Annotated in this window: 6 protein-coding genes; 5 read left to right on the forward strand and 1 reads right to left on the reverse strand. The window is 39.9% G+C overall.

What is annotated here, in order from left to right; genetic code table 11:
• Nucleotides 1-16: 16 nt before the first annotated feature.
• From AB5217_RS02390 to AB5217_RS02405, 4 genes are all read left to right on the forward strand, one after another.
• A complete protein-coding gene (locus AB5217_RS02390; protein WP_004324170.1) occupies nucleotides 17-3,085 on the forward strand; it encodes a SusC/RagA family TonB-linked outer membrane protein in 3,069 nt (1,022 codons plus the stop codon).
• Nucleotides 3,086-3,109: 24 nt separating this feature from the next.
• A complete protein-coding gene (locus AB5217_RS02395; protein WP_004302845.1) occupies nucleotides 3,110-4,663 on the forward strand; it encodes a RagB/SusD family nutrient uptake outer membrane protein in 1,554 nt (517 codons plus the stop codon).
• A 59-nt stretch (nucleotides 4,664-4,722) separates the two neighbouring features.
• A complete protein-coding gene (locus tag AB5217_RS02400; protein WP_004324169.1) occupies nucleotides 4,723-6,426 on the forward strand; it encodes a hypothetical protein in 1,704 nt (567 codons plus the stop codon).
• Between the two features lie 118 nt (nucleotides 6,427-6,544).
• Complete coding sequence (locus AB5217_RS02405; RefSeq protein ID WP_004324168.1) at nucleotides 6,545-10,498, forward strand: hybrid sensor histidine kinase/response regulator transcription factor; 3,954 nt, start codon at nucleotides 6,545-6,547, stop codon at nucleotides 10,496-10,498.
• A 281-nt stretch (nucleotides 10,499-10,779) separates the two neighbouring features.
• Here AB5217_RS02405 and rbr read toward each other — a convergent pair whose 3' ends face one another.
• Nucleotides 10,780-11,358, reverse strand: a complete 579-nt coding sequence (gene rbr / locus AB5217_RS02410) for a rubrerythrin (protein ID WP_004302842.1) — start codon at nucleotides 11,356-11,358, stop codon at nucleotides 10,780-10,782.
• Nucleotides 11,359-11,608: 250 nt separating this feature from the next.
• Here rbr and AB5217_RS02415 point away from each other — a divergent pair, with 250 nt between their 5' ends.
• Complete coding sequence (locus tag AB5217_RS02415; protein ID WP_042994325.1) at nucleotides 11,609-13,288, forward strand: SulP family inorganic anion transporter; 1,680 nt, start codon at nucleotides 11,609-11,611, stop codon at nucleotides 13,286-13,288.
• Nucleotides 13,289-13,346 lie beyond the last annotated feature (58 nt).

Raw genomic sequence — 13,346 nt, forward strand, 5'->3', positions numbered from 1 at the left:
TCTAAGTGTATAAACTATGAGTAAGCATTTATTATTATTCATTCTTATTCTTGCTGTTTGCACAAATGTCTTTGCACAGCAAACCAAGAGTATTTCGGGTGTGGTATACGACAGTAATACCGGAGAGGCTTTAATTGGAGTTTCTGTTCTTGAAGTGGGAACGACCAATGGTACTATCACTGATTTTGACGGTAGATATACATTAAAAGTATCGTCAAATAAAGTTTCATTCTCGTATGTCGGTTTTAAAACTGAAATTGTAAACGTAACAAATAGCGGAACGTACAATGTAAATCTAGTGTCTGATAATAAATTGGATGAGGTTGTAGTTATTGGTTACGGTACTCAAAGAAAGAGTGACCTTACCGGTGCTTTGGCTTCTATAAGTAGTAAGGATATTAAGAACTATGCAGTATCCAATGCATCCGAACTACTTACAGGTAAGGCAGCCGGCGTATTTGTTGCCGCCAGTTCCGGCCAGCCGGGATCGGATGCAGTGATCCGCGTGAGAGGTTTAGGGACCGTCAATGACAACAATCCATTGTACGTAGTTGATGGACAGTTCATGGATAACATCAGCAGCCTGAATCCATCTGATATTGAACGTATGGAAGTATTAAAAGATGCTTCAGCCTGCGCTATCTATGGTTCGAGAGGTTCTAATGGAGTAATCCTCATTACTACCAAGGGAGGGGTGAAAGGTGAAACGACTGTAACATTAGATGCTTATGTAGGTGTAAAAAACAGTTATAAAGCATTGAACATGATGAACAGCGACCAATACTACAACTTCATCATGAAAGCGTATGAAAATGATGCAAGCTTTCAAAACTCAATGAAGGATAAGTTTACCAATCAGTATCAGAAAGGTTATAATACCAACTGGTGGAATGAAGTAACCCGTACAGCTTTCAACCAGAACTATAATCTAAGCATCCGTAAGGGGACAGATAATTCGAGATCTTCTTTAAGTTTAGGATATGTAGACGATCAGGGTGCAATCATCACTACTGAATTCAAAAGACTTTCACTTAAAGCGAATCTTGAATATGATATTAACAAATTTATCACTGTTGGCGCCAATGTCAATCTGGCAAAGATAAGAAAACGTGACGCAGGAGCAATTCCTTCATTCGATTTCATTCAAAAAGCTGATCCTTTTACCCCTGTTATCAGCCCGTTGGTAGATCCGTCTTCTGAAAATTACGAATATAACAAATATGCGCCTACCGAGTGGTCTTACGACCCTAATCCGGTAGCCATGCTCGAACTTCCTAATAGATACAATGACATATTCAATGTATTTGGTAATGTGTTTGCCCAAATCAAATTGTATAAAGGATTGAGCTATCGGGTACAGTATAGTTTCGAAAGATACCATGATACTTTCAAAGACTTCCGTCCTGTCTATTCGTCTACTTTTTCGGAAGATAACTTAGCGAATCAGGAAAGTAAATATAATAAAGAAACTCAATTGAATAATAATAGCGCTGTTACTTCTAATTATCAGGTGGAACAACGCCTTAACTACAACACGACAATAGGCAGGCATAAACTGGATGCAATGGTTGCCATGACTTATGAGAAGAACAGCAGCGAAGGCATTAATGCATTTAAGAGAAAGGCTTTAGGTAACGATGAAATCTATCAGATACTTGATGCACAAACAGCTGGAGATAACACCTCGGGAGGTAAAGAAACATCTTCTATGTTGTCGTACTTGGGACGTATCAACTATGTATATGATGACAGATACCTTGCTACAGTCAATTTCCGTGCCGACGGTTCTTCAAGATTTGCCAAACGTAACCGTTGGGGCTATTTCCCATCAGTTTCATTAGGTTGGAGAGTGAGCAATGAAGAATTCTTTAAGAACCTGAACATTGAAAATACAATTTCCAATTTAAAACTGCGTGTAGGTTGGGGACAGAATGGTAACCAACGAATCGACAGAGACGCACCTCTTACGTTAATTGGTACCAATAATGAAAATCAATGGTACTTTGGAAACGGGTACTCACAAGGTTACGTCCCGACTTATGTGGGAAATGCAGATATTAAATGGGAAACCAGCCAGCAAACCAATGTCGGTTTAGATATGTCTTTCTTTAAAAACAGCCTTGATGTTAGCATGGACTTTTATGTAAAGAAAACAAGTGACATGTTGCTGAATATGCCTATTCCTTCTTTTGGCGCCTTCCCTAACAGCCCCTTCTTCAATGCAGGAGACTTGAAGAATACCGGTTTCGAAATAGTAGTCAACTACCGTAACCAGATAGGAAAAGACTTTAATTACAATGTAGGGCTGAACATGTCTACTTATAAGACAGAAGTAACCAAACTTACATCGGAATATTTGAGTGGAAATACTAGCCGTACGTATGTAGGAGGTCCTATCGGACGTTTCTGGGGATACAAACAAATAGGAATATTCCAGAATCAGGAAGAGATAGACAATTATGTGGATAAAAATGGTACCAAGATTCAGCCTAATGCACAACCGGGTGATTTTAAGTTTGCCAAATTAGGAGAATCAGGCGAATTGAACGATGATGATGACCGTACTTTTATCGGTGATCCTAATCCGGACCTCATTTATGGTTTCAACTTAGGATTCAGTTATAAGAACTTTGATGTAAGTATGGCATTCCAGGGAACTATTGGAAATGACATCTGGAACGTTGCTAAAGGAAGCCTTGCTTCAGCAGGACGCCAGAATGCGTTGGCGGATGCTTACACAAAAGCATGGACAAAAGACGGGGATTTGGATGCTGTATATCCACGCATAACCAACTCTGACTCTAACAATAATATGAGAGGTTCTTCTTTCTATGTGGAGAACGGTTCTTACCTGCGTTTGCAGAATATGCAAATAGGTTATACACTGCCGAGTCACATTTGCCAGAAGAGCAAACTGTTTTCAAGTTGTAGATTCTATGTGAGCGGTCAGAATATATTTACTTTAACCGGTTATTCCGGACTTGATCCGGAACTGGGTATCAATAACCCATTGGATATGGGAGTGGATACTACACGTTATCCGTCTTCACGTACATTCACTTTTGGAGTTAATTTGCAATTTTAAATCTAGCTAAAAAGACATTACATTATGAGAAAAATATTATTTATAATATGCTGGGCTCTTGCCGGAGTGGGGTTGTATAGCTGCTCTCTCGACGAACCAAGTTATGGTAAAACCACAAGCGATAATTATTATCAGAAGGAAAGCGATATTGAACAAGCCTTGACAGGAGCTTATCTTCAATTACGTACAACTTGGAATGAATATGCATTAAATCATTATTTTGTAGGTGATTGCAGCACTGATGATGCACTGAAAGGAGGAGGAAATGACGGTGACCGTGCCGAAGTACGCGACTTGTCCGACTTTACGATCTACACAACCAATGGTGAAGTAGGACGTCGTTGGGAGATTCTGTACAGATTAATCAATCGCTGTAACGATGTGATTTATTATGCTCCTGATGCAATAGGAAACGAAGAACTATTGAAACGTTATGCAAACGAGGCTAAAGCATTGAGAGCATTCGGGTACTATTGTCTGGTCACTACATTCGGAGAAGTGCCTCTAATCACTACGCCGATGCAACCCGCTGAAATACTGCAAATACCCCGCTCCCCATTGGAGAAGGTATATGAATGTATTGTAAATGATTTAACTGATGCCTCCGCACTTCCTGCAAAAGGAGATTACTCTGAAGATGATGCTTATCGTGCAACACGTGGCTTTGCTAAAACAATGCTTGCTAAAACATACATGTTCAAAGGTGATTTTACCTCTGCCGAAACGGTACTTCATGATATTATTGAAGTAGACAAAGACTATACATTGTTGAGTGATTACGGCATGAACTGGCGCACTGAATATGAAAACAGTTCGGAATCAGTATTTGAGATTGCCAACAAAGTATATGACAAAAACATAGCCACAGGTACCAATGTCCCTCACTTCTTCACAAGCAGACGCATCTCCGGTTATCAAGGATATGGATTTCACGTACCAACCCAAGATCTCCATGATGCCTTTGACGCAGATGACCCACGTATTACTTATGTATTCACACAAACCGGTGATAGATATAAAGGTGATACTGAAGCGCAGGACAATGCTGAATCTCCAAGCGGTTATCATGATTACAAGATGACTGTGCCAGCAGTAGAAAAAACAGGTTTCGACGTCTGGATGATTAGTTACAACATTCGTTTGATCCGTTATTCCGATGTTCTCTTGATGTATGCCGAAGTATTAAACGAAAATGGAAAACCAGGGCTTGCACTTCCTTACCTGAATGATGTAAGAGAAAGAGCCCGCAAAACTAATCCGATAGATCCGAGAAGAGATCAACAGGCGTATATCCCTGCTACAACAACTAATACACTGCCCGACATAACAGAAACCGACCAAGAGCGTCTGAAAGAAATCATCTGGAAGGAACGTCGTTGTGAATTAGCAATGGAAGGATGGAGACGGGATGACCTGATGAGACAAAAACGTTTCGGAACCGTTATGCGTGCTTATGCAACCAAATATAATACCTCGAAAGGTGCCAATTTTAGAGACGACAGAGATTATCTGTTTCCGATACCGCAAGGTGAAAGGGATAAGAGCAACAATATTCTTTCCCAAAATCCGGGTTTTTAATATGAATAAAATGAGGGGGCGGATTTTATAATCCGCCCTTTTTTAACAACCAACTGACCATGAAAAAGACATTATTATTTCTCGTAGCAGGTTTTTTCTTTCTCAACAACCTGCCGGCACAAAAGCCGATAGAGCAAAAAGAGATCCGCTTAGTACAGTATATGCCCAATATACCTTTCCCCTATAAAATGAAAAACTGGAAAGATATAGCCACGAAACAGGACAGACTATTTTACGATTTCAACGCCAAAGGACAGAACCTGCCTCTTATCTGGTGGGACGATTCGCAAGTAAACTTTCCATTCCGTACTTTCGGACTTCCAAGCTACGTAGATAAAAGACGGTTAGGAGGAAATTCTTATGAATCTCTTCCCACTATGGGCTCACTCATTAGTGCAAGTCTGATAGGAGTAGACAAAAGCAATGATGACGGAAAAGATTATGTATCAATGATACGGCAATTCTTCAACAAGAAGAATGGAACCAATCTTATATTGAACGGACTCGACAGGAAAGCCGGAGAAAGTTTCTGGTATGAGATATGGCCGGCAATGGCTTATTCAATGCTGGTAGATTTATATCCTCAAAAAACAGAGATGCAGGAGCCGATGAAGATCACTGTCGACAATTGGTATGCTGCTATCCAGGACTTAAGTGAAGGTAGAGAATATCTGGACTTCAACTTCACCGCCTTCAACTTTAAGAACCGTAAAGGGTATCATAATAAAATATGGCGCGAGCCGGATGCAGCCGCAGGACTTGCTTGGTTGCAATACATCTCCTGGATTAAATACGGAGATAAAAAGTATCTGAATGCTACACGCCAATGCATGGCATTCTTGCAAAACCGTCCCCAGAAAGAAGGTACTTTCTATGAGATAATGATGCCCTATGGGGCTTATCTGGCAGTGCGCATGAATGCGGAACTTGGAACTACTTATGATGAGCTGAAAATGCTGAACTGGTGCTTCGACGGTAATAATTCAGACCGTGACGGATGGGGAGTGATGTGTGAGCGTTGGAACAAATACGACGTACACGGATTGGTAGGACAAAAAAAGGATGAACAATATGCTTTTGCCATGAACACCTTTTCACAAGCTGCCGCACTTGTCCCAATTGTAAAATACAACCCGGCTTATGCTTCCACAATAGGCAAGTGGATGCTGAACCTGGCAAACGCCTGCCGCTTATTTTATGCAGACGAGCACCCCCGCAACCGTCAGTCGAGTTCTATCTGGGAAGGTGATCCTCAACACGTCATTTGTTATGAAGGATTGAGGAAGGACTTGTATCATGGCAATCACTTTGAACCGTTCCAGGGATTATTGTCCGATGAGGGTCCCTATGCTATTGGGGATCAAGTAAAAACCATGTCTTCAGCTACAGATATTTGCTTGTATGGCTCGGCCTGGGTGGGTATGCTAGCCTCTATTGTAGATACTACTAATGTGGAATGTATTCTTCAATTGGATTGTAATGTCACAGACTTTTATTCCACAAGAAAATATCCTACTTATCTTTTATTCAATCCTTATTTTGAAGCCAAAGAGGTAACTTTGAATCAACACTTTACGGAACCTACGGACTTGTACGATCTGGTATCCAAAAAATACATAAAGAAGAATTGTACCGGCGAAACAAGCATTATCCTGAACCCGGACAATGCCGTAACTATTGTTTGTATTCCTGCTTCCGCTAAAAAGACAAAGAAACATGGTAAATTGATTGTTGACGGTGAAATCGTAGATTATCGTTTGTAATTCGGATTGACTATTCCACAATTGTATAAATCCTCCGTTACCGATGAAAATATGCGCGGAATAAAATAAATTCCTTATATTTGCTATTATCCTAACCGTATAAATAACATTCATTTACATGAGAAACATCTTATACGCACAATTATTTTTTATTCTGATTATTGCATTTGTCACTTCCACAAAGTCTTATGCTTTTAATGTGGCAAAACACATATCAAATGTTAACGGACTGACAAATAATTCAGTAAACTGTATTTTGGAAGATGCAGAACATACAATCTGGATTGGGACATGGGATGGACTGAATGCATATAATGGAAGAGAAATTACGACATTCAGATATAGCAAAAACAATCCGAATTCTATAAGTAATAACGTTATCCGCCAGATTATCGAATGTAAGGGCAGTTTATGGATAGCAACAGATAATGGAATCAATCGGTTAGATAAACGAACCCGTCAGATAACAAGGTATTATTTAAGAACAGATAATAAAGTACCCAATCAGGAAAAGTCTTTTATTTTAGGAAAGAGTGCGGCAGGAGATATTATCTGCCTCATAAAGGGGCTGGGGTTCTTTGTCTACAATGATTCTGAAGATGAGTTTAATCCGATTAACACAGACTTTGCAAGTCATATAAAGGATTATTCCGTGAGTGATTCCGATCGTATGCTTTTCCTTTTAAATAATGGAAATACCGTGCATCTGACTTACAATCTACTCGTTAACGGAGGAAAACAGAGTGATTTACGCACAGTCGACATACAGACGCCTGTAGATAAGATATTTCTGTCGAAAGACAGATTTATCTTAAACAAAGACAACAAACTTTTCCTTTTAAATCCCGACTTTACAGTTTCCCAATGCATTGAGCTGGATAGTAGCAAACCTGTATCGCAGGTTATTTTAGCAGAGAACAAGATGTACGTCAGCTTTATAGAAGGGGGATGTATTCATTATGATTTAAAAAAGAATACTTTTACCTACCTGAACGAACTATCCAGTCAGTTATCAGTCTTCACTCTTTATTCCGGTAGTCAGAACATATTGTGGATAGGAACGGACGGACAAGGATTAATTCAACTTTATCATTACGACTCTTTATTTGAAACCGTTCACACCAGTCACCCTGTGAGATGTTTCTGTGAAGATGAAGATGGTAATATTCTGATAGGCACAAAAGGAAGCGGAATAAAACTGTTGAATCCTGCAACGAAAGAATTGACAGATTATCTGAATGAGAGTAAAGGATTGATTTCCAATTCTGTCTATGCCTTGAGGAGAAATAAAGCGAATGACATTTTTATCGGAACGGAAGGAACCGGAATCAATATATTGAATGCTGCTACGGGGCAACTGGAAAAGCTTGAGATACCTGACAAATACCCGCCTTTCAAGGCTGTGTACAACATTTATTTTACGAACAATGATTCTCTTTTATGGGTGGGAACATCAGGATATGGCTTAATCAAAATAAATATTTCCAGAGAGCAAGGTCGTTATCACGTTAAAGGATTCAGGCAATATAATTCGTCGGATAAGAATATCTCATTGAATAACGATGTTGTTTATGCCATTACATCCGATCCGGAAGACAATATGTTATGGTTTGGCACACGTGGCGGAGGCTTGAACTGTATCAATATGAAAGATAACAGCATAAAATCATTGGAGGATATGGACAGTCGGATTTTACTCACCAATAATGATGTATTGTGCTTACTGCGTGATGATGCCAATATATGGATAGGAACAAGTTATGGACTGAACGAATTGAAAAAGGAGGAGAATGATTTTCACCTGATACAATATGCCGACGAAAAATTGAATAATAAAACAATTCATGGAATATTAAAAGACCACGAAGGAAAGATATGGATCAGTACCAACCAGGGATTGTCTAGCCTGAATGTAAAAAACAATAAAATAGATAATTATACTTTGAATGACGGATTGCAGAATGATGAATTCTCGGATGGAGCTTTCTTCAAGGATCATCGTGATTTCTTGTACTTTGGAGGAGTAAGCGGGTTTAGTTATTTCAATCCTCGAAATATACATTTGCGCGAGTTTAATCCTCCACTTATATTAAGTAGTTTGAAGATATATAATACGGTACAGGACATTAATGAACGAATCAGAAAAGGAGTGTTGAAACTTAGCTATGAAGAAAGATTCATGACTTTCAATTTCATAGCCAAAGACTTTATTAATAATGAAAACTGTGAATATGCTTATCGCTTGAAAAACCACTCGGATGATTGGGTGGGGATGGGTAATAATCCGAATATTATCTTTACCCAACTTCCTCCGGGTGAATACCAGCTTGAAGTGAAGAGCACGAATGGCGACAAAGTATGGGGAGATAACATTTATCGCTTAACTATAAAAGTAGGTTATCCGTGGTGGCTTAGTGTTCCTGCATTGATTATCTATGCCATATTGTGCATTATTATCTTCTACATCACAAAGTCTGTTATCAAAAATCGCATACGGTTAAGCCGCCAGGTTCTTATAGCCCAGGTAGAGAAACGGCATGAACAGAAGATTTATGAATCCCGGCTCAATTTCTTCACCAATGTGGCACATGAATTCTTTACCCCCCTAACTTTGATTTATACACCTGCACAGCACTTGTTGGAACAGGACGGGTTAGATGGTAGTACAAAGAAATATCTCCAAATAATAAAGAATAATGCCGAAAGGATGCAGAAGCTGATTAGTGAGTTGATGGAGTTTCGTAAAACTAAATCGAGCAATATGGATTTGCATCCTGAAAATGTGAACGTAAAATCATTGATGGAATATGCTTCCAACAATTATGTGGATATCCTGAAAGAGAATAAAATAGACTTCAAGGTAGAGACTCATGATACGTCAGAGATCTATTCCGACCGCAATGCTTTGGAAAAAATTATATTCAATTTACTGTCGAATGCGTTCAAATATACTCCTCGTTATGGATATATTCATGTTGAGATATCACAAAATGAGCCTGATAAAACCTTATACTTGCTCGTAAGAAATTCCGGTAAGGGATTAACAGAACAACAGATGGCAGAGATATTTGATAAGTATAAGATATTTGATACTCCTAAATTGGGTAACTCTGTCAGCAATGGCATAGGTTTAAATCTAACAAAGAGTCTGGTTGAATTATTAGGCGGGCAGATAAGTGTAAATAGTGAACTGGGAAAAAGTGTTGAATTTTCAGTCGTGATTCCTTCTTTGCCATCCGATCATTCACTTGTTGTAACGGATGAAAAAGATTCGTTGCAGAAAGAAAAGAACGGGCAGGATCACTTATCCCCTCGCAAAGATACTGTCATACTGATAGTGGAAGATGAAAAGAATATCAGAGACCTGCTGAAAGATGTCCTCTTTGATTATGTGATACACGAAGCAAAAGACGGCGTGGAGGCTTTGAAAGAGATAGAACATAATCATCCTGATATTATTATAAGTGATATTGTCATGCCCAATATGGACGGCTTGAGCTTGATTAATAAATTGAAATCCGATTTGAAAACAAGTTATATTCCAATCATAGGAATATCGGCAAAGGCTTCTGTAGAAGACCAGATTAATGCCTTTAACCATGGTGCGGATGCTTATATCGTCAAACCATTTCACCCGAGGCAGGTGATATCCACCATAGAGAATCTGCTGTCGAGACAAATGCTTTTAAAGGACTATTTCAATTCCAGCATGTCTTCTGTGAAAGTAAAAGACGGGATTGTTCTTCATCCGGAAGACGAAGAGTTAATACAGAATGTAACAGACTTCATAAAGAATAATATAGATGATGAGTTATTAAGCCCTTCTTCTATTGCCGAATTTGTAGGAGTGAGCAAAGCTACCTTGTATCGGAAGTTCAAAGAAATAATAGATAAGACTCCGAGTGAATTTGTACGAGGCATCAGACTGGAATATGCAGCCAAGTTATTAAGGACAACCAAGTTGACCGTATCCGAGATTATGTTCAAATGTGGATTCTCTAATAAATCTTATTTCTATCGGGAGTTTTTAAAGCAATACGGTGTATCTCCCAAGGATTACCGGAATCAATAGATAAAGGATAACTGGATAACTCTTGTTTAAATACCCAAAAGACTATCCGAAAAATAAGTAAATCCTACCAATCTGTCATTCACTTTGTTCAAAACATAGTCAGAACGTAGTGAAGCATCTTTTCTTTGATTAATAGAAAGGACAAATCCTTCTACAAACAGGATGAGAGAGTAAAATGATAGCAATTTGTTTTTTCGGTGACGAAAAATGCCGCTTGCATATTACTGTAAGCGGCATTTTCTTTATCTAAATCATCCAAGATTTATCTATTCATCTATTGATTAATAGTTTTCTTTCTTCACCTCGAAATAAGCCTGCGGATGCAAACATGCCGGGCAAACTTCAGGAGCTTCTTTACCTACAGTGATGTAACCGCAGTTACGGCATTGCCATACCACTTCGCCTTCTTTAGCGAATACAGTCATATTTTCGATGTTGTTCACGAAAGCAAGGTATCTTTCTTCGTGACCTTTTTCTGCGATGGAGATATTGCGGTACATAGCAGCAATCATCGGGAAACCTTCCTGTTCTGCCACATCAGCAAAGTGAGGATAATCCAGTGACCATTCTTCATGTTCACCTGCTGCAGCAGCGCGAAGATTTTCAAGTGTAGTACCGATTACGCCAGCCGGATAGCTAGCTGTGATTTCTACCATACCACCTTCGAGGAACTTAAACATACGTTTTGCATGTTCTTTTTCCTGATCGGCTGTTTCTGTAAAGATAGCTGCAATTTGTTCGTAACCTTCTTTTTTAGCGACACTTGCAAAATAAGTGTAACGCATTCTAGCTTGTGATTCTCCTGCGAATGAAGTCAACAGATTTTTCTCTGTTTGAGTTCCTTTAATACTCTTAGCCATAATTCTATTTATATTTTAAATTGGTTGATTACCAAACGTAACTTGTCGTACTATTTATAACGCAAATATAAGAGATTTGTTCATAATAAGCCACCTTTTCTTAATGAATAAAAACTATCGGCTCATCGATGAAATCTATCAACAGGCAAATAGTATGTTCAAAAACATACTTATTTCGATTATTTTATATAATTTTGCAACCTCTACTTTGCAAAAAAAGAACAGAGTACACGTATAACAACATATAAAAATGAAGCTATTTGAATTTAAACCCAAACTGGTTTCTTGTCTAAAGAATTATTCGAAAGAAACGTTTATGGCGGACCTGATGGCCGGCATCATCGTAGGTATCGTAGCGCTTCCACTGGCTATCGCTTTCGGTATCGCTTCGGGAGTTTCGCCCGAAAAAGGTATTATCACCGCTATCATTGCGGGATTCATCATTTCCCTGTTGGGAGGCAGCAAAGTCCAGATCGGCGGTCCTACGGGAGCATTTATCGTCATTATCTATGGCATCATACAACAATACGGCGAGGCCGGACTGATTGTAGCCACGCTAATGGCGGGCGTACTCCTTGTATTATTAGGAGTGTTCAAGCTGGGAGCTGTCATCAAATTCATTCCTTATCCTATCATCGTCGGATTTACCAGCGGTATCGCCGTCACTATTTTCACGACCCAGATTGCCGATATTTTCGGTTTATCTTTCGGAGACGAGAAAGTGCCGGGAGACTTCGTCGGGAAGTGGCTGATTTATTTCCGACACTTCGACACGATCAACTGGTGGAATACCATCGTTAGTATTGTCAGCATTATTATTATCGCCATCACTCCGAAGTTCTCAAAGAAAATTCCCGGTTCGCTGATTGCTATCATCGTAGTCACGATAGCCGTTTACCTGATGAAAACCTTCGGAGGAATCGACTGCATCCAGACCATCGGTGACCGCTTCACCATTAAATCAGAGTTGCCTGATGCCGTTGTGCCTGCGCTGGATTGGGAAGCTATCAGGGAATTGTTTCCGGTGGCTATCACCATTGCCGTATTGGGAGCTATCGAATCCCTGCTGTCTGCCACTGTAGCCGACGGTGTGATAGGCGACCGCCACGATTCCAATACAGAACTGATCGCACAGGGAGCAGCCAATATCATAGCCCCTTTGTTCGGAGGTATTCCCGCCACAGGTGCTATCGCCCGTACCATGACGAATATCAACAACGGGGGTAAGACACCGATAGCCGGAATCATTCATGCAGTAGTATTGCTGTTGATTCTGCTCTTCCTGATGCCACTCGCACAATATATTCCGATGGCATGCCTTGCCGGCGTACTGGTCATCGTATCTTACAACATGAGCGGATGGCGTGTATTCAGAGCTTTACTGAAGAATCCGAAATCGGACGTTACCGTACTGCTTATCACGTTCTTCCTGACCGTTATCTTCGACCTGACTGTCGCTATCGAGGTAGGATTGGTCATTGCCTGCGTCCTCTTTATGAAGCGTGTCATGGAGACTACCAAAATCTCGGTGATTACCGACGAGATTGACCCGAACAAGGAATCGGATATTGCCGTACACGAAGAAAACCTGATGATTCCCAAAGGCATAGAGGTATACGAAATCAACGGCCCTTATTTCTTCGGTATCGCTACCAAGTTTGAAGAGACAATGACACAACTGGGAGACCGCCCGAAAGTACGTATCATCCGTATGCGCAAGGTTCCGTTCATCGATTCCACAGGGATTCACAACCTGACTACTCTCTGCGAAATGTCACAGAAGGAAAAGACTACCGTTATCCTTTCCGGAGTCAACGAGAACGTGCATAATGTACTGGAAAAAGCCGGATTCTACGAGTTGCTGGGAAAAGAGAATATCTGCCCGAATATCAATGTAGCATTGGAAAGAGCAAAGAGCCTGGTAGAATAACACTGTTTATCAGATACTTGCAAGCCATATATGCCGTACATATTGGACATATAGATCC

Origin of the sequence: Bacteroides sp. MSSM.1001136sp1_RTP21357st2_D2_RTP21359_211015 (genome assembly GCF_040913205.1) — a bacterium.
Classification (GTDB): domain Bacteria; phylum Bacteroidota; class Bacteroidia; order Bacteroidales; family Bacteroidaceae; genus Bacteroides; species Bacteroides ovatus.

Coding starts and splice junctions, on each gene's coding strand:
- AB5217_RS02390 (WP_004324170.1), top strand. CDS start 17: ATGAGTAAGCATTTATTATTATTCATTCTTATTCTTGCTGTTTGCACA.
- AB5217_RS02395 (WP_004302845.1), top strand. CDS start 3,110: ATGAGAAAAATATTATTTATAATATGCTGGGCTCTTGCCGGAGTGGGG.
- AB5217_RS02400 (WP_004324169.1), top strand. CDS start 4,723: ATGAAAAAGACATTATTATTTCTCGTAGCAGGTTTTTTCTTTCTCAAC.
- AB5217_RS02405 (WP_004324168.1), top strand. CDS start 6,545: ATGAGAAACATCTTATACGCACAATTATTTTTTATTCTGATTATTGCA.
- rbr (WP_004302842.1), bottom strand. CDS start 11,358: ATGGCTAAGAGTATTAAAGGAACTCAAACAGAGAAAAATCTGTTGACT.
- AB5217_RS02415 (WP_042994325.1), top strand. CDS start 11,609: ATGAAGCTATTTGAATTTAAACCCAAACTGGTTTCTTGTCTAAAGAAT.